A 19,449-nucleotide genomic window follows, 5' to 3' on the forward strand; every position below is an offset into this window, starting at 1 on the left:
TCTTTAGTACCCTTATCCGGGTACAACAAACCGCACTTTTAAATTTGTTAAAAGCTAGTCGGCTTGGTTACGCAAAAACGATGGAATATCAAATAAGTTATTCTCATCAAACTCTTTTGGTTTAGCAGTTTCTGCACCCACGGCGGTTTTACTGCCGTAACTGCTGCTGCCATACCCTTGATTAGACTGTGATTGTGGATTTAAGTTCGACTGTGAAGTCGCAAAACCGGATTGAACCGGATTCACGCTCGCTTGCGAACTACTATTATTGGCTTTTGGTGTAATCACTCTCAATTCATTCTCTTCTTTATTGCCAATACCGGTTGCCACAATTGTCACGCGAATCTCTTCGCTCATTTCCGGCACCAAGCTGGTACCAATAACCACGGTCGCCTCTTCCGAAGCAAAAGCACGAATAGTGTCGCCGACAGTTTGGAACTCTTCCAAACCTAAATCCATACCGGCAGTGATGTTCACCAACACGCCACGAGCACCAGACAGGTCGATATCTTCTAACAATGGACTGGCAACAGCATCTTGTGCGGCTTTGTCTGCACGACCATCACCAACCTCACCGCTTGCAATACCGGTACCCATCATTGCATGCCCCATCTCTTGCATCACGGTACGCACATCGGCAAAGTCAACGTTGATTAAGCCCGGAGAAGTAATCATATCAGAGATTCCGCGTACGGCATTGCGCAAAATTTCGTTGGCGGTGGCAAAAGCATTAACTAGGGAGATATTTTTGCCCAGCACCTTCAACAATTTTTCATTTGGAATAACAATTAAAGAGTCAACAAATTTGGATAACTCACGAATACCGATTTCTGCCAACTGCATCCGTTTTTTACCCTCAAAACCAAACGGTTTAGTCACCACGGCAACGGTTAAAATACCTAATTCTTTGGCAATTTGTGCCACAACAGGCGCCGCACCGGTACCTGTACCGCCCCCCATTCCGGCGGCGATAAACACCATATCCGCGCCTTCCAAAATATTGCGAATCGCATCTTTATCATCTTCAGCCGCTTGACGACCGACATTCGGATTAGCACCTGCACCCAAACCTTTCGTGGTGTTGCCACCGATCTGTACCGTTTGCTTCACCAAACTCTTACGCAATGCCTGAGCATCAGTATTGATTGAAAAAAATTCAACCCCGTGAATCTCTTCTTGCACCATTTGATTAACTGCGTTTCCGCCGCCGCCGCCAACACCGACGACTTTAATCACCGCATCGGTAATGTCGTCAAACTCGATAGGCTCAAACATATATTCTCCCCGTTATGTTTGTTTTATTTTGCAAAATGATAATGATAGCTGCTATTCTATTCGATAACCGCTGATTATCAAAACTGATTTTTTATCATTGTAAAAAATTTAACGATATAATCCTTGGTTCTTGATAACAAGCCCAACGAACTGCCGCCGCTATCCCGTTGCCGCACTTCATCTGCATTATTATAATTATGATGAAGCAGACCCAACACGGTTGCATATTGTGGCTTGCTGACATAATCGGTTAAACCCGCCAAATTGAGCGGTGTTCCAACCCGCACTTGTGGACCAAAAATCTCTGCTGCACACTCGGTAATATCTTCAATCTGCGAACCACCGCCGGTTAATACAATTCCGGCAATTAAATCGGATTTAATCTGTTTGTCGTCCAATTCACGTTTCAATATCAAGAGTTCTTTTTCAACAAATTTTAATAGTTCTTGATAACGAGCTGAGGTCACAACCGACAGCATCTCTTTTGCCAGACTGCGTGGTGCGCGCCCGCCTACACTCGGTACTTCAATTTTCTTATCTGGGTTATTCTGTGGTGGTGTGATCGCACTGCCATAGGCGACTTTAATTTTTTCCGCTTCCATTCTGGAAGTGCTGAACGCATAGGCGACATCGTCAGTGACGCGATTGCCGGCATAAGGAATCACCTTACTGAAACGTAGCGAGCCGTTGGTATAGACAATAATATCAATCGTACCGCCACCAATATCAATCAAACAAACACCCAGTTCCTTTTCATCTTCGGTCAACACCGAATAGCTGGAAGCTAAACCGGAAAATACCACTTCATCCACTTTTAAACCGGCGCGGGCGACCGCTTTTTTCAGATTGTTCAACCAGCTTTGATGACAAGCAATCAAGTGCGCCTGCGCCTGCAAACGCACGCCTTGCAGTCCTAACGGGTTTTTGATATTCAATTGCTTATCCACAGCAAACTCTTGTGGAATAACATGTAAAATGCTTAATCCTTCGCCCATTTTGACTGATTGAGCGATATTCATTGCCCCTTCAATCTCCTCCGCCGTCACTTCGCCACTGGCGATCGGCACTAAACCGCTTTCATTCAAACTTTGAATATGTTCACCCGTAATCGCCAACGATACACTGACAATTTGGCAATCGGCAATCGATTCTGCACCTTCGATTGCCCGTTGGATAGAGTTCACTACCGCATCCAAATCGGTAATACTGCCGCGATCAATCCCTTTGGATGGGCTACTGCCGACACCGAGCACATTGACTACTCCGTCCGGCAACACCTCTCCGACCACAGCCACAACTTTGGAAGTACCCACTTCCAAGCCAACTTTTATTTTCGACTCAACAATCTTTGCCATATTCGTGTACTTCTTTGCCAATTAATTAATCTTCATCAGTTTCCGTCTGAACCGGAAGCGCTTTAAACCCAACGGCAGCACCGCTGTTATATCGTAAATCAACATAGTCGATTTGTTGGTTATCCGGCACTTCTATCTGTGGGTAAATCGTTGCAAACCGCTCAATTTTCTGTTTCCATTCACCACGCCCGAGCTTTAATTCGATACCGTTGCTTAAGCTAACCTGCCAAGCACCACGGCTGTCGATCTGCATCGACTGCAAGGTCATATTTTTGGCTTTCAACGCATTGCTTATCTGGTACCAAGCCGACAGAACCTCACGGCTTTGGAAATCATTGCCCTGCAAATTCGGCAGCTGCAAGCCTTCTCGCTTCTCTGGCGGCAAGCTGAAAATCGTGCCGTCGGCTGCCAATAATTGCCGTTCATTCCAAAAAGCGACCGGACTGTATTCCGCCACCGCAATACTCAATTTATTCGGCCAAATCTTGCGTACCAACGCCCCTTTGACCCAAGGCATCAGTTCGATTTGCTGTTGAATCGACTCCACATCTTGTGAAAAATAACCTTGCAACTCACCAAATTGAAGTAGACTGTCACGAATATCATTATAGCTGGTATACCTCGGCTGCCCGATAACCGCAAATGAATTCAATGGTTGTTGATCCAAATAAAGCAAAAAATTCTGCCAATGACTGTAGCAATAATAACCAAATCCTAAGCATAATATCACAAATAGTGATTTCAACGGCACAAAAAACTTAAAACCGCTCTGTTCTGCCGTTGTCGGATGGATACGATTAGGTTTTACCGCCATGCCTATACACTCAATTCTAAAATTTTAACCACCAATTGTTCAAAATCATAACCTCTGGCTTTTGCCGCCATTGGGAACAAACTATGGCTAGTCATACCCGGTGCAGTGTTGATTTCAACCAAATTAAAGCGCCCTTCACTATCGGTCATCACATCAACCCGGCTCCAACCACGGCAACCGGTACTCTCGTAAGCCTGCTTAACCAACTGTTTTAACTCTTGTTCGCGGGCTTCGCTCAATCCGGACGGACAAAAATATTGGGTGTCATCGGAAATATATTTTGCATCATAATCATAGAACTCTCCTTTCGGTACAATCCTAATCGACGGCAACACTTCCCCGTCTAATACCGGAACAGAATACTCATCGCCAGCTAACCAAGCCTCAACCAACACAGTTTCATCATACTGAAATGCCAACTCAACCGCACTTTGCAATGCTTCAAGCCGTTTGACTTTGGTCAGCCCGACACTAGAGCCTTCTAAAGAGGGTTTGACCATCAACGGCAAACCCAATTTTTCCACAATTTTTGTCGCATCAAATGCAGCAAAATCGGCTTTGTTGACGACTTCCATCTCGGCAACCGGCAAACCAAAACCTTTCCATAACATTTTGGTACGCATTTTGTCCATGGTTAACGAAGATGCCAACACGCCACAACCGGTATACGGAATCCCTAAAAACTCCAATACGCCCTGTACTGTGCCGTCTTCACCGCCACGTCCGTGCAAAATATTGAACACGCGCTCGAACCCCTGCACTTTTAACTGCTCCAAGCCGACCTGTTGCGGATCCACACCATGCACATCAAAACCCTGATTTTTTAACGCTTGCAATACCGCTCTTCCGGAATTTAACGACACTTCACGCTCTGCCGACGTACCGCCGTACAAAACGGCAATTTTTTGTTGTTTTAACGGTTTCATTTTGCGCTCTACCTACTGTTATTTCTTATTATTATTCCATAAATCAACCAGATTGCGTGATAATTTACTCACGCTGCCAGCCCCTTGCGCCAACACTAAATCACCGTTTTGCAGCACTTGATCCATAATTTCCGGTAATTTTTCCACATCAGACAATAAAATCGGATCGACTTTGCCCAAGTTACGAATCGAACGACACAGGGCACGGCTATCGGCACCGGCAATCGGCTCCTCGCCGGCTGCGTACACTTCCAACATAATCAACGCATCGACTTTCGACAACACTTGCACGAAATCATCGAATAAATCACGGGTGCGTGAATAACGGTGAGGTTGGAACACCATCACAACGCGTTTATCCTGCCAACCGGAACGTGCCGCCTCAATAGTGACATCCACTTCCGTCGGGTGATGACCATAATCATCCACCAACATGACTTTTCCGCACGGTCGTTCGAATACGCCGAGTTGATCAAAACGTCGTCCCGCCCCTTGAAAATCAGCAAGTGCGGTTAAAATCGCCTCGTCGCCGATTCCCTCTTCCTTTGCCACCGCCAGTGCTGCCGTCGCATTCAAGGCATTGTGTTTTCCCGGCACATTCAGCACCACTGAAATGCGTTTGCCGGACGGATAAACCACGTCGTACAGCCCTTGGAAAGCCGTTTGACAATAATTTTCGATCCGATAGTCCGCCTGCTTGCTGAAACCGTACGTAATCACTTGCCGACCGACGCTGGGAATAATCTCCTCTAATTCTTTATCATCGGCACACATCACCGCCAAACCGTAGAACGGCAAGTTGTGCAAGAAATCAATGTAGGTCTGCTTCATTTTGGCAAAACTACCTTGATAGGTTTCCATATGATCCGGTTCGATATTGGTTACCACTGACACCATTGGCTGCAAATGCAAAAACGAGGCATCACTTTCGTCTGCTTCGGCGATCAGATAACGACTCAAGCCTAAATGCGCATTGGTACCGGCCGATTTCACCAAGCCGCCGTTGACAAAGGTTGGATCCAGACCGGCTTGGGCATAAATCATGGCGATCATAGCGGTCGTGGTGGTTTTCCCATGTGTACCGGCAACTGCGATGCCATGTCGGAACCGCATGATTTCTGCCAACATTTGCGCCCGTTGAATCACCGGAATCCGCGCTTCGCGTGCGGCAACCACTTCCGGATTATCGGCTTTAATCGCACTGGAGACCACCACCACGCTTGCCTCTTTAATATTTTTGGCTTCGTGTTTGAAAAAGATCTTCGCCCCTAAATTGGTTAAACGCTGGGTTACTGCGCCGTCGGCAATATCCGAGCCGGTCACCAAATAGCCTTCGTTGACCAACACTTCGGCAATTCCGCCCATGCCTGCACCACCGATGCCGACAAAATGGATCTGTTTGACCCGACGCATACCCGGTACAAAATCCCGCAAGCGTTTTTGAAAATCATGTTGTTCCATTATTCTTCTCTTTCTACTGTTTTTACTGTTATTCTTGCTGTTTTGTCTTTTTATAGCGTTATCATTTAGCCACGCTGACAATCACCTCGGCAACCCGATCCGCAGCAAGCGGTTTAGCCATGGTTTTTGCCGTTTCCGCCATTTCTGCCAATTTTTTTCGATCCCATTGCTGCAAAAGTGCGGTTATCCGCTCGGCGTTCAGTTCGTTTTGCGGCACAATTGTTGCAGCACCAACATCAGCAAGATAACAAGCATTCAAATATTGCTGTTGATCTTTATGTTGAAACGGCACAAAAATTGCTGCACTGCCAACTGCGGCAATTTCTGATACCGTCAAGGCGCCGGAGCGACAGACAATTAAATCAGCCCAAGCATAAGCTTGCGCCATATCATCAATAAATTCAGTGACTTGTACATTGGCGTTGTCGGGGTAACGCGTTTGAATGCTCTCCACATTACCCTGACCGACTTGATGGCGAATCTCCAACGGTTGTTGGTATTGTTTCACCACCTCTGGCATCAATAAATTCAGCACTCTCGCACCTTGGCTGCCACCAACAACCAGCACTTTCAACGCGCCTTGACGTGCTGCATACCGCACTTTGGGTTCCGACTGTTCAAACAACACCTGTCGCACCGGATTGCCGACCGCTTCTGCTTTGGCAAATGCGTTCGGGAACGCCTGCAATACTTTAGTGGCAATTTTTGCTAACCATTTGTTGGTCAAACCGGCAACTGCATTTTGTTCATGCAACACAATCGGTACGCCGCACAGTTTGGCGGCAATACCACCCGGCCCTGAAACATAACCGCCCATGCCTAAAACCGCATGCGGTTGATATTGTTTGATAATTTTACGTGCCTGCCACACCGCACGCGTAATCGCAAACGGCGCTACCAACAATGCCTTCAATCCTTTACCACGCAAGCCCGAAATTTGAATAAATTCAATCGGAATACCGTGTTTCGGTACTAACGTGGCTTCCATGCGATCTTGAGTGCCCAACCAACAAATCTGCCAGCCTTGCTGTTGCAGTTTTTGTGCCACGGCAATCGCCGGAAAAACATGTCCGCCGGTGCCACCCGCCATCACCAATAACCGTTTCTGTTCTGCCATTTAGTCATCCCTCAAGTGAGCATGGCCTCGCATCAGGCGATTTTCATAATCGATACGCAACAAAATCGCCACCACCAGCGCATTAATAATCAAACTTGATCCACCGTAACTGACAAACGGAAATGTGAAACCTTTAGTCGGCAGAATCCCCATCGTCATACCCAAATTAAATGCGCCTTGGAAGAAAAACCACGCAACGACGCCAAACGCAAAATAACCACCGAAACGTTGTTCCAACAACAACGACTCCTTACCAATTTTCAGAATTCGAATCAGCAATAAAGTAAACAGCACTACCACGCAGATAATTCCAACCAGCCCAAATTCTTCCCCGACAATCGCCATAATGAAGTCGGTATGTGCTTCCGGTAAATACTCCAATTTTTGAATGGAATTGCCTAATCCGGTGCCCCAAAATTCGCCCCGTCCGAAAGCGATCAACGAATTACTTAATTGAAAGCCGGAGCCGAAAGGGTCGGCAAACGGATCGGTATAGGAGGTTAAACGTTTCAAACGGTACTCAGAGGTTAAGATCAACAAGTAAATCGCAAAAAACCCCGCCACTGCCAATACGATAAACTGATAAATTTTAGCGCCTACCATAAATAACATCGCAAACACAATAAACGCTAACACCACGCTGCTGCCCAAATCCGGCTGTAACAAGAGGAAAACCGATAATAACATTAAAACCAAGGTCGGTTTGACAACACTGAGATGTTTGATTCGCACCTCTTCATAGCGCCGCACAAAGTAACTGGATAGGTAGCAAATCAAGGCAAATTTCACAAACTCTGCCGGCTGGAAATTAAACAGCACCAATGGAATCCAGCGTCGAGCACCATTAACCGTGCGCCCGATGCCGGGAATCAACACCAAAATCAGCAACAATAACGCCAACATCAGCAGATATGGACTCCACTTCTGCCATTTTTCCACCGGTACAAAAATAAAAATATAAGCTGTCAAGCACGCCAGCACCACATACATCAAATCCCGTACTGCGAAATGGAACGGATCATCATACAAGCGATTGCCTTCAGCAACCGAGGCTGAGGTGATGATGATAAAACCCAACGTCATCAACGACAAAAACAGCCAAAATAGTGTGCGATCATACAATAAGTTATTCGGCGTAACCCGAAACCAACGATCCGTAGCAGATTTGAAGGTATCCCAAATCGACATTCTACGCCTCCGCCAGCCGTACAAATTCATTGCCACGTTGTTCAAAATTGGCAAACTGATCCAAACTGGCGCACGCCGGTGACAACAGCACCATATCACCATTCTTCAAGTGCGGTTTTAGTGCAGCAACCGCACTTTGCATGCTGTCAAACAACTGACTTTGCGCCGAAAGTTGCGCCAATTGCGCACCGTCACGCCCGAAGCAGTACAGCTGAATATTCGGTTTATTCACCGCCAGCGCTAATTCGGTAAAATCTGCGCCTTTGCCGTCGCCGCCTAACAACAGATACAGTGTGCCGGTGACTTCTAAACCGTGCAGTGCCGCCAAAGTACTGCCGACATTGGTCGCTTTGGAATCGTTAATCCAAGTCACGCCGTCTTGACGCTGCACCAACTGGAAACGGTGTGCTAAACCTTGAAATTCACGCAATCCCCGACAAGCTGCTGCGCGGGGAATTGCGGCGGCATCTGCCAGCGCCAGCGCCGCCAGCGCATTCATATAGTTGTGACGTCCGACCAACTGCATTTCGTCTGTCGCCAAAATCGCTTGGCTCTTAAATGCAAGCAAAGTGCGGTTGTCTTGCTCCAACAGGTGATAGTCCGCTACCGTGCCAAAGCTGAGTTGCGTGACCGCACTTTGAGGCTCTGGATAACTCAAGGCATCGTCGCTGTTCACCACGGCGGTTTCCGCACCGGTATAAATTCTCAATTTGGCTTGGCGATAGGCGGCTAAATCCGCATAACGATCCATATGATCCTCGGTGACATTTAGCACCGTTGCCGCTTTGGCTTTGAGGGAATACGTTGTTTCCAGCTGGAAACTGGAGAGTTCCAACACATATAAATCGCAATCCTGCTCGAGCAGCGACAAGGCAGGAATCCCGATATTGCCGCCCATCCCGACTTTCAGCCCGGCTGCTTTTGCCATTTCGTTGACCAGCGAGGTGACGGTGCTTTTGCCGTTTGAGCCGGTGATGGCAATAATCGGTTTGTCGGTTTCACGGCAAAACAGTTCAATATCACCAACGACTTCCACCCCGGCCTGAAGCGCTCTTTGCACCTCCGGCGTTGCCAATGCCAAGCCCGGACTAATCACAACCAGATCCGACTCCAACAACCATTGCTGAGGAATGCTGCCGAAATGACTTTGTGTGACAAAGTGCGGTAGCGCTTGCGGTTTGTTACGGGTATCGATCACGCGCAATTCCACCTGCTTATCCGCAAAAAAATCAATACAGGACAGACCGCTCTTGCCTAGCCCTAAAATCGTGACTTTTTTACCGTAATAATCGGTGGAATGACTGCTCATCGTGTTTTTGCCCCAAAATAAAAAATAAAAAAATTAACGCAGTTTCAACGTAATTAAACCGAGTAACACTAAAACTAACGAAATAATCCAAAAACGGATAATCACGCGCGGTTCCGGCCAGCCTTTTAATTCAAAATGGTGGTGAATCGGCGCCATGCGAAAAATACGCTGTTTGCGGATTTTATAAGAGCCAACTTGCAAAATCACCGAAACAGTTTCCATCACAAACACACCGCCCATAATCAACAGCAAAAATTCTTGCCGCACCAGCACCGCAATCGCACCCAGTGCGCCACCTAATGCCAATGATCCGACATCTCCCATAAACACTTGCGCCGGGTAGGTGTTGAACCATAAAAAGCCCAAGCCTGCACCAACAATCGCGGTACAGACAATCACCAGTTCAGCACTCAATTTGATATATGGAATATGCAGATAACCGGCAAAGTTCACGTTACCCGTCGCCCAAGCGACAAAAGCAAATGCCCCGGCAACCAATACCGTCGGCATAATCGCCAATCCGTCCAAACCATCGGTCAAATTGACCGCGTTGCTGGTGCCGACAATCACAAAATAGGCCAACACAATATAAAACAAGCCTAACTGCGGCATAATTTCTTTGAAAAACGGCACCACTAATCGGGTTGCATTGGTATCTTTGCCAATCGCGTACATGGCAAAAACCGCAATTAACGCCACCACCGACAGCCAAAAATATTTCCAACGGGCAATCAGCCCGTCACTATTTTTGTGTACCACTTTGCGGTAATCATCGACAAAGCCAATCGCGCCATAACCGAACAGCACAAACAGTACACACCAAACATAGCTGTTGCTCAGATCCGCCCATAACAACGTACTGATTCCAATCGAAAACAGAATCATCACGCCCCCCATGGTCGGCGTGCCACGTTTGCTGAAATGACTTTCCGGGCCGTCATGACGCACCACTTGCCCGATTTGCAGCATCTGCAAACGGCGAATCACTTTCGGTCCGATCCACAATGACAGCAAAAGTGCGGTCAACAAGGCAATAATCGATCGAAATGTTAAATACGACACCACGTTAAAAATCGAGTGGTATTGGACTAAATAATCTGCCAACCAAACTAGCATAGTTTATCCTTCAATAAATCAATGATCTCTTCCATCTTCATGCTGCGAGATCCTTTTGCCAACAACACTACTTTTTTATTATTCTGCCGCTGTTGTGCAATCTGTTGCTGTAAAAATAAGACCAAATCCGCCTTATCACTGTAATGTTTTCCCTGTGATAAGCGACTGATCACCTCACTCTGCGTACCAAAACTGATCACTAAATCCAGCCCGGCATGCTGTGTAAAATCCGCCACCTGCTGATGGCAAAGCTGACTATTTTCGCCTAATTCCGCCATATCTCCAACAACAAAAATACGAAATCCGGAATAATTTTTTAACACATTCACCGCAGACTGCATTGAATCGACATTCGCATTGTAAGTGTCGTCCAAGAACAAAAGATCAGGATTCACTTGAATCGGAAACAGGCGGCCTTTAACCGCTTGTTTTTGCTCCAGACCGCACTTGACCTGTGGCAGCGTAGCACCCGCTAACATTGAAAGTGCGGTTGCCGCCAGTGCATTGGCTACATTGTGAATGCCTAAATACGGCAGATTGACTGTTACTTCGCCTTGCGGCGTTTGCAACTGAAAATTTGCCCCTTGTTCATGTAAATCAATATTCGTAGCATGAAAATCCGCTTGCGGCTGCGACACCGAAAAGGAGTAAGTGCGGTGTGCACCGATTTCCGCTTGCCAATAGGTATCTAAATAATGGCAGTCGAGATTGATCACTGCGCAACCCTGTTGTGCCAAGCCACGGTAAATTTCGCCTTTTGCCTGCGCTACGCCGTCCAGCGAGCCGAAGCCTTCCAAATGCGCCGGCGCTACATTATTTACCAACGCCACATCCGGCTGCACCAATGCCGTGGTGTAGGCAATTTCACCCGCATGATTAGCCCCCAGCTCGATCACCGCAAATTGGTGCTGCGGTTGCAAACGTAGCAACGTCAACGGCACACCGATATCATTGTTAAAATTGCCTTGAGTGAATAACACTTCACCGCAATTTGCCAAAATCGAAGCCGTCATCTCTTTCACCGTGGTTTTGCCGGAAGAGCCGGTCATCGCCACGGTTTTTGGCGCCAGTTTTGCTTTCCACCATTTTGCCAATTGCCCCAGCGCTAAGCGAGTATCCGCCACCACCAGCTGCGGCACCGAAACATCTGTACTGACATGTTCAACCACCAACGCCACAGCACCTTGTGCTACTGCTTGTGTTAAGTAATTATGCGCATCAAAATTAGCGCCTTTCAACGCAAAAAACAGCGCTTGTTCGCTGGGCTTACGGGTGTCGGTGGTAATATTTTGCACCGTCACCGAAGCGTCACCAAGACAATCCGCTGATAAAATTTCTGCCAAAGTTTTAACGTCTATCTTCATCATAGTTATTCTATTTAAAGTCACGATTGCAGCAACTGTTGCACAATTTCCCGGTCGGAAAAATGCAGCTTGGTTGTGCCGATAATTTGATAATCCTCATGGCCTTTGCCTGCAATCAAAACTACATCATCGGCGACCGCCTGCTGCAAGCAGTATTGCAGCGCCAGTTCACGCCCGTGGATCACCGTCGCATTTTGTGGCTGGCGCAAGCCGGTTTGAATATCTTGCAAAATCAAATACGGATCTTCAGTGCGCGGATTGTCATCGGTCAGCACCACCACATCGGCAAATTGCTCGACAATGCCCCCCATCAATGGACGTTTGCCGCGATCTCTGTCTCCGCCGCAACCAAATACACACCACAATCGCCCTTTGCAATGCAACCTTGCTGCTTGCAACGCTTTTTGCAACGCATCCGGCGTATGCGCATAATCCACGATTGCCATTGGTCGATTCGGCGCACTAAACATTTCCATTCGACCACAAACACCGTTCAGCTGGTTGGCTGTCAGGCACAATTTTGCCAACGAATAACCCAACTGCAACATCGCCGCAGTCACCAACAGCAGATTGCTGACATTAAATGAGCCGATCAGGCGGCTGTTGAGTTCGCCTTCGCCCCAACTGGAGCCAAACCTAATGGTGGCGCCACCGTCATGATATTCAATCGCGGTTGCCTGCAAATATTGCACTTGGGTTAAAACCGCACTTGGGTCGGCACTCACCGCAACTGCGTCAGGCAGTTGTCGCAACCACTCTGCGCCGATGGCATCGTCGGCATTAATCACTCGATTTTCACAATCTAATTCATTGAACAAACGAAATTTAGCTGCCGCATACGCTTGCATAGTGTGGTGATAATCGAGGTGATCACGGCTTAAATTACTGAAAAGTGCGGTTTTGAATTGCAGCGCCTCAACACGATGTTGCACTAAGCCATGTGAAGAGACTTCCATCACTGCAAATTCAGCGCCTTGTCGCAAAAAATCGGCCAGATTTTGCTGCACCTCGACTGCCGATCCCGTGGTATTGACCGCTTCTACCGTCTTGCCGTACAGGCCATTGCCAATCGTGCCCATCACAGCAGACGTTTTACCTAACAATTGCACCCATTGCGCCAACAGTTGTGCGATCGTGGTTTTGCCGTTGGTGCCGGTGACACCGACTAAGGTTAAATGATGTGATGGATAATCATAGAATTGATCGGCGATAGCGGAGAGATGTTGTTCCAGCTGATAATAATGGATAATCGGCACCTGACTTTCTAGGGTCATTGTTGCGTGTTGTTGCCGATCCTCAGTTTGCGCCAATACCACACTGGCACCGTTGGCAATCGCCTGCGGAATAAACGCTCGCCCGTCTTGCTGGTGTCCGATTAACGCAACAAACAGATCGCCGAACCGCACTTTGCGACTGTCCAGTTCGATCTGTTGTAGCTTAAGATCGGGGAGTCCTTGCAGAGAAAAAAGTGCTGCCAATCTTTGCATAACATCCCCTTAATTGATGTGATTGGATTGGTTAGAAACCGCTGATTGTTGTTGATCCAAGCGAATAATCCTCGCTGCCGTTTCTTCACTACTCAGCGCATCCGGTTTGATATTCTGCGAACGTAGGGTGTGTTCCATAATTTTTGAAAACACCGGCGCCGAAATCGCACCACCGTAGTATTTGCCGGCTTTCGGTTCGTTAATCAACACCACCAAGGCATAACGCGGATTGCTCGCCGGCGCCACGCCAGCGGTGTAAGCAATATATTTGTCCACATATTTGCCGTTTTCAATTTTTTTTGCGGTTCCGGTTTTGATCGCCACTCGATAGCCTTTCACCGCAGCGGCAATGCCACCACCTCCCGGCAATGCCACCGTCTCCATCATCTCGACCACATCACGCGTGGTTTTTTCCGAAAAAACGCGTGTGCCCAACACCGGCGGATCCACTTTGGTGATCGACAACGGACGATACACCCCAAAACTGCCCAAGGTGACATAGGCTCTAGCCAGCTGCAATGGCGTCACCGTCAAACCGTAACCATAAGAGATCGTCGCCCGCTCAATATCCGCCCAACGCTTGCGATCTTGCAACTGTCCACGCTGTTCGCCAATCAGTCCCAAATTGGTTGGTTGCCCGAAACCGGCTTTGGAATAGGTGTCGATCAAGGCATTTGGCGGCATCGCCAGTGCTAAGTGGCTGACCCCGACGTTACTGGATTTTTGCAAGATACCGGCAATCGATAATTTGTCATAGCGCGCCACATCGCGAATCGTATGCCCGTTGACTTTAAACGGTACGGTATTCAGCACTGAATTTTTGTTGACGATTCCACGTTGAAGTGCGGTCAGCACCACAAACGGTTTCACCGTCGAACCCGGTTCAAAGGTATCAGTAATCGCGCGATTACGCATTAAATCAGCTTTCACATTCGTGCGGTTATTCGGATTGTATGACGGCGCATTTGCCATCGCCAACACTTCACCGGTGCGAATATCCACCAACACCGCCGTGCCGGATTCGGCTTTATTTTCTGCTACCGCTTCTTTGATTTGGCGATACACCATCGACTGCAACTGTTCATCAATACTCAAGGTAACGTTGTGCGCATCGTATTTTTTGGTATCGTCTACCGCTTCCACCATATTGCCGTAGCGATCTTTACGATAAGTACGTGAACCGTCTTGCCCGATCAATAACTTATCAAAACTTTTTTCAATTCCTTCAATGCCTTCGCCATCAATATTGGTGTAACCGATCAAATGAGCAGTCTCTTCCACTTTCGGATAAAAACGGCGAAATTCAGTTTGCAGCGTAACACCTGGAATTTTCAGTTCGCGCGCATAATTGGCGACACTCGGTGTCACTTGGCGCGCCAAGTAGAGAAAACGGCTGTTTGGATTTTTGCTGATTTTGTCTTTCAGGCTTTTGTTCGACACGCCCAAAGCATCAGAAAGTGCCTTCCAGCGCTCTTGATCTTGCAACGATCCCTTTTCAAAAACCACTTTCGGATCGGCAACCACCGAAAACATTTGTACACTCACGGATAACCATTGCCCGTTACGATCCAAGATCATGCCGCGCGAGGAGTGAATCGCTTGCGTTCGCAGCGAGCGTTTGTCGGCTTCTTGGTTCATTTTATCGGCACTGCTGATTTGGACATCTACCGCCGTCGCTACCAACGACGCCATGCTGATCAAAATAACCGCAATCACCGTCCAATAACGCCAGCTGACAAAGGTGTCAATCACGGCTACATTTTTAACAGCGTTTTTGGTACCGCTTTTTGCCACCGTTTTACTGTTTAATTGTGCTGCTTGCCGATCGTTCTTTTTGTTAAATATCGCCATAGACCGCACCCTAATGGTTGTTTTCAATAATAATCACTTGTTGATCACTGGTGATATACCCCATCTTCAAGCGATTTGCGATGGAAGTAATCCGAACATTGTCGTCCAGTGCCCGTTCTTCCAGTTTCAAATTAATATATTCGTTTTCGAGCGCCTGCTTCGCTAAAATCAACTCCCCGTTTTCGGTGTTTAACTGGCGCGTTTGGTGAATAATCCAAATTGTTGCCACTGCACTGCCGATCATCACAAACCACAGCAGAAAAGCGATCTTGTTGGCAGCAAACAGATCATCTAAAATCAATTTCCGTAACGGATAACGGTCTAACATCATAATGGCCCGATCCTTTCTGCAACGCGCAATACTGCACTTCTTGAGCGTGGGTTTTGTTGTTGTTCTTGCTCACTCGGCATAATCGCTTTGCCGACGGTGTTTAAGGTCTGGTTGCGTTCAATTTGATCTTCACGCAACGGCAGCCCTTTGGGAATTTCTACGCCCTTGCTCTGTTTACGGATAAAACGTTTCACCATGCGATCTTCCAACGAATGAAAGCTGATGATAGATAAGCGTCCCTGTGGTGCAAGCACGGTTAATGCCGATTGCAACGCACGTTCCAATTCGTCCAGTTCACTGTTGATAAAAATCCGAATCGCCTGAAAACTGCGGGTTGCCGGATGCTTATGTTTATCTTTAAACGGCACGGCTTGACTGATCAGCTCCGCCAATTGCAAAGTGCGGTTGAGCCCCCGCTCGCCCTGCTCTAACGCCGTTTTATTAAAATCCACGATCGCAGTCGCAATTCGTTTGGCGAAACGTTCTTCACCAAAGGTTTTTAACACCCAAGCTAAATCATCGATTGAAACCTGTTGCAGCCATTCTGCCGCCGACATACCTTGCGTAGTATCCATCCGCATATCCAGCGGGCCATCGTTCATAAAACTAAAACCACGCTCGGCTTCATCCAATTGTGGTGAAGAAACGCCTAAATCGAGCAAAATGCCATCGATCTTGCCGACTAAATTCTGTTGTTGACAGATTTCTTCGATCTGCGAAAAAGTACTGTGCACAATGCTAAAGCGAGAATCATCAATTGTTTCCGCCTCAGCGATTGCGCGCGGATCGCGATCCACTGCAATCAAACGTCCATTTTCTCCCAACCGGGATAAAATCAAACGGGAATGTCCACCACGCCCAAAAGTGCCGTCGATATATACACCATTTGGCTTAAGCGCCAGGCCGGCGACCGCTTCATGAAGCAGTACCGTAATGTGAGAACCGACTGATGGCATAATTGGTCGCATTGGGGGAAACGTCATATTTTTCGCTAATATTTAAATAGTATTCAATCATAAAATGGGGTCGCGGTGCACTCCAGCACACCGCTTGCCCTGCTAGTGCTACTGCCACTGACGGAAAGATGATTCTTTCTCTTTTACAGTGACAGCGTTTTTAATGCTTCCGAATCGACAAAAGCACCGCTGCTGCCGATTTCAATATCCTCTGCGATTTGAGCAAGCCAAGCTTCCTCACTCCAGATCTCAAATTTATTTAATTGTCCAACCAACATAATGTTCTTATCCAGTTTGACATGCTCACGCAACGCAGGGCTGAGCAGAATACGTCCACTTTTATCAAGCCCGCATTCGGCGGCGTAGCCCAGCATCACGCGCTGCAAACGGCGTTGTTGCGGATCAAAATTGGACAATGCCGCCAATTTTTGTTCAATAATTTCCCATTCATTCAACGGATAAAGCAGTAAACAGGGCTGGCGAATATCGACGGTACACACCATCTGTCCGTCATTTTGTTCAAGGATTTCAGTGCGATAGCGAGTAGGAACGGCAAGCCGTCCTTTACTGTCTAAACTGACTGAAGTCGCACCACGAAACATAGCAATCCCATTTACTCAATTATTTTTGCTGATTATCGCCACTCTTTACCACAGAACTAAGATTTTGATCATTCTATCCCACAAAACCCCACAATTCACCACTTTAGTCTAAGTTTATTATCTGAACACTGTTGTTGCAAGTTTTTTGTCAACTATTTCTGTGGGATAGATCACATTTAGCTGGTTGCTTTTTGTGCAAAAAAAGGAATTGTCAAGAAAATAGCCGACTAATCTCGCATATCGAAATGCTAAAAATAAGGATAAATGGTGGATAAATCGCAATAATCAGCGGATTTTTCTCCAATACTCATTGTAAGATTTGTATGTCAAAACCGATAGCTTTACGATATATTGAAATGCGTGTAAATCTGCTTTGCTACACTGAGTCGCCATTGTCGCAAGCGCTGCTTTTTACCGTCTTGCGATTGCTGCAACGTTTGCCAATCAAATTGCGGGGTTGTTTTGATTAAACGGCATAGCGCCGGAGAAGTCGCAGCCAAAGTGCGGTTGGCATAAGCAAAACCGTGTAACTGGCGTAGATCATCGGCGTTGAGTTGCCAATCGGTTTCAGGAAAGGCAATTTTCTGCTGCAAGGTTGAATATAATGGGTGCTTAGTCAGCGGAAAATTACGCAAAAATTGGCGACATGCTTGCTGACAGAACTGCTTTCCATCAGATGAAAGCGGATAAATCATCATGGCACTGTAACAACCGCTGCTGGCCTCTTTGCCGCTGCTGAGATGGATAAGCTGAAAACCGCACTTTTGCCAAAAGCGTGCCAAACCATCACTGTAGCCAAAACTGACGGAAACAAAATCCAATTCAGCCCTGCAATCTTCAAGCAACTGCCGCACCAGTTGCTGACCGAAGCCTTTACGTTGCAGCTGCGGCAGCAGTGCAATGCGTGAGATCCGTAATGAGCGCAACGCACAAGCTTGCGGCAAATCCGCCTGAAAACACAGCGCTTGCGCCACTAAATTCCCGGCTGGACGCCGTTCACCGCGCCAGATTTTCTCGATCAAATCGGCATCGGCAATACCGCCCTCCGCCAACGCCCAAATCCCTCCGCCAATCTCTGCTTGCCGGCGTAACAACCAAAACCGTTGCCCTTGCGCATCAAGCAAACGGCGCAGATCCAACGGCGAGGTGCGGTAGTGCGCCAGCGCCAACAAGTGGTAAAAGCAGCGGATTTGTTGCGGATCAGCCACCAGCTCTGTTGGCGAAATTTGCGCTAGCGTTAGATTATTCGTCTCGTTGCTGCTGGCAGGCATCCGATTGTTGAGTAATAACAAATCATCAATCCAGGTTTCCAACGGATCATTTTCTGCATAACGCAACGGTTGCTGCAAATGCAGAAGCTGGCAAGTGCGGTCTGTCAGTTGTTTGAGTTTCAATTCGAAACCACGTCCGGTGCCTTCATAGCCGTCAATGGTGGTGGTCAGCAGGATATGGGCAAAATGGCGGCAGAGCGTCGCCAACATATCCAGCGGAATCATCGCCGCTTCATCAATAATCAACCAACTATCTGCAAACGGCTGCGGATTTTCATTCAAGCGAGCAATCAAATCATCAGGCGCCATAAAGTGCGGTTTGTGTCGGCAATGCCGATACAATGCCTGTACCGCACGTTGGTTGGGTGCTGTTAGCAAAACCGCACTTTTCGCACTCAGTTTGTCAGCAAGCATGCCGGCAAGCGCCGATTTGCCCCGTCCACGCTTGGCGGTGAGCAGATACAACTCCGCTTGTGCAGCTAACACCTGCTGTAATACCTGTTGTTGTTGCACAAGTGCGCTCGGCGGCAGTTGCCATAAATCCGTTGCAATATGCGGCAATGATCGATTGATTGCTGTTTGCTGGTAAATCGGGATTTGGTGCCGCTCAACCGCACTTTGCCACCATTGATAAAAATGGCTTGGTGTAATCGCTTGCGCCGTGCCGTTCCAACGCAGGCTATCCAAATCTACTTTCGTTTGCCAATCTTGCGCTAACAAAACCAACAATACGCCGCCGGCTTTAATTGCCGCCGCGACAATTGCCAATGCCTCCAAATTAAAATTTACCCCGGATGGTTGTCGCGTGTCATACACCGCACAATCCCACTCTTGTCCCAACAGATTTTTGGCATGGGCAAAGGGGTAAAAAGTACAATTTGACGGCAAGATTTCAGGTGGCTGTGACGCACAATAAACCGCACTTTTGTTGTGATTTGATGAGAAAAATGCAGCGAGTTGGCGGTTTAACCAAACAGCATCACCGTATAAAATCAAAGGTTGGCGAAAAAAGGGATTTTTCATCAG

The 19,449-nt window shown here is 47.5% G+C and carries 16 protein-coding genes; all 16 read right to left on the reverse strand.

The annotated features are described in order from the left end of the window. Positions 1-54 precede the first annotated feature (54 nt). Positions 55-1,275, reverse strand: coding sequence for a cell division protein FtsZ (ftsZ, locus tag EDC16_RS09800; RefSeq protein WP_132967678.1), 1,221 nt, complete (start codon positions 1,273-1,275; stop codon positions 55-57). Positions 1,276-1,352: 77 nt separating this feature from the next. Continuing rightward, on the reverse strand, positions 1,353-2,630 hold the full coding sequence (gene ftsA, locus EDC16_RS09805; RefSeq protein WP_132967679.1) for a cell division protein FtsA: 1,278 nt from the start codon (positions 2,628-2,630) through the stop codon (positions 1,353-1,355). Positions 2,631-2,655: 25 nt separating this feature from the next. After that, positions 2,656-3,444, reverse strand: coding sequence for a cell division protein FtsQ/DivIB (locus EDC16_RS09810; RefSeq protein WP_132967680.1), 789 nt, complete (start codon positions 3,442-3,444; stop codon positions 2,656-2,658). Between the two features lie 2 nt (positions 3,445-3,446). Then, positions 3,447-4,370 (reverse strand): D-alanine--D-alanine ligase, encoded by a 924-nt coding sequence (locus EDC16_RS09815; RefSeq protein ID WP_132967681.1) that lies wholly within the window; start codon positions 4,368-4,370, stop codon positions 3,447-3,449. A gap of 18 nt (positions 4,371-4,388) precedes the next feature. Further along, the gene (gene murC / locus EDC16_RS09820; RefSeq protein WP_132967682.1) at positions 4,389-5,831 is read right to left on the reverse strand and encodes a UDP-N-acetylmuramate--L-alanine ligase; all 1,443 of its coding nucleotides are present in this window, start codon (positions 5,829-5,831) and stop codon (positions 4,389-4,391) included. A gap of 61 nt (positions 5,832-5,892) precedes the next feature. Further along, positions 5,893-6,948 carry an undecaprenyldiphospho-muramoylpentapeptide beta-N-acetylglucosaminyltransferase gene (murG, locus tag EDC16_RS09825; protein WP_132967683.1) on the reverse strand — a complete coding sequence of 352 codons (1,056 nt, stop codon included), beginning with the start codon at positions 6,946-6,948 and terminating at the stop codon, positions 5,893-5,895. Further along, positions 6,949-8,136, reverse strand: coding sequence for a putative lipid II flippase FtsW (gene ftsW, locus EDC16_RS09830; protein WP_132967684.1), 1,188 nt, complete (start codon positions 8,134-8,136; stop codon positions 6,949-6,951). 1 nt (position 8,137) lies between these two features. Next, entirely contained in the window at positions 8,138-9,445 is a 1,308-nt protein-coding gene (gene murD / locus EDC16_RS09835; RefSeq protein WP_132967685.1) for a UDP-N-acetylmuramoyl-L-alanine--D-glutamate ligase, read from the reverse strand. A gap of 33 nt (positions 9,446-9,478) precedes the next feature. After that, complete coding sequence (mraY, locus tag EDC16_RS09840; protein ID WP_132967686.1) at positions 9,479-10,561, reverse strand: phospho-N-acetylmuramoyl-pentapeptide-transferase; 1,083 nt, start codon at positions 10,559-10,561, stop codon at positions 9,479-9,481. Next, positions 10,555-11,928 carry a UDP-N-acetylmuramoyl-tripeptide--D-alanyl-D-alanine ligase gene (murF, locus tag EDC16_RS09845; protein ID WP_132967687.1) on the reverse strand — a complete coding sequence of 458 codons (1,374 nt, stop codon included), beginning with the start codon at positions 11,926-11,928 and terminating at the stop codon, positions 10,555-10,557. The genes mraY and murF overlap by 7 nt, the downstream gene beginning before the upstream one ends. 17 nt (positions 11,929-11,945) lie before the next feature. Next, positions 11,946-13,412, reverse strand: a complete 1,467-nt coding sequence (gene murE, locus EDC16_RS09850; RefSeq protein ID WP_132967688.1) for a UDP-N-acetylmuramoyl-L-alanyl-D-glutamate--2,6-diaminopimelate ligase — start codon at positions 13,410-13,412, stop codon at positions 11,946-11,948. 9 nt (positions 13,413-13,421) lie between these two features. Continuing rightward, complete coding sequence (gene ftsI / locus EDC16_RS09855) at positions 13,422-15,263, reverse strand: peptidoglycan glycosyltransferase FtsI (RefSeq protein ID WP_132967689.1); 1,842 nt, start codon at positions 15,261-15,263, stop codon at positions 13,422-13,424. Positions 15,264-15,273: 10 nt separating this feature from the next. Next, on the reverse strand, positions 15,274-15,594 hold the full coding sequence (gene ftsL, locus EDC16_RS09860) for a cell division protein FtsL (protein WP_416069097.1): 321 nt from the start codon (positions 15,592-15,594) through the stop codon (positions 15,274-15,276). Then, on the reverse strand, positions 15,591-16,562 hold the full coding sequence (rsmH, locus tag EDC16_RS09865) for a 16S rRNA (cytosine(1402)-N(4))-methyltransferase RsmH (protein WP_132967703.1): 972 nt from the start codon (positions 16,560-16,562) through the stop codon (positions 15,591-15,593). Before rsmH ends, ftsL begins: the two co-directional genes overlap by 4 nt. A 131-nt stretch (positions 16,563-16,693) precedes the next feature. Continuing rightward, the gene (mraZ, locus tag EDC16_RS09870; RefSeq protein WP_132967690.1) at positions 16,694-17,152 is read right to left on the reverse strand and encodes a division/cell wall cluster transcriptional repressor MraZ; all 459 of its coding nucleotides are present in this window, start codon (positions 17,150-17,152) and stop codon (positions 16,694-16,696) included. 341 nt (positions 17,153-17,493) lie between these two features. Then, positions 17,494-19,446, reverse strand: a complete 1,953-nt coding sequence (locus tag EDC16_RS09875) for a tRNA(Met) cytidine acetyltransferase TmcA (RefSeq protein ID WP_132967691.1) — start codon at positions 19,444-19,446, stop codon at positions 17,494-17,496. Positions 19,447-19,449 lie beyond the last annotated feature (3 nt).

The organism is Testudinibacter aquarius, assembly GCF_004342725.1.
GTDB classification, from domain to species: Bacteria; Pseudomonadota; Gammaproteobacteria; order Enterobacterales; family Pasteurellaceae; genus Chelonobacter; species Chelonobacter aquarius.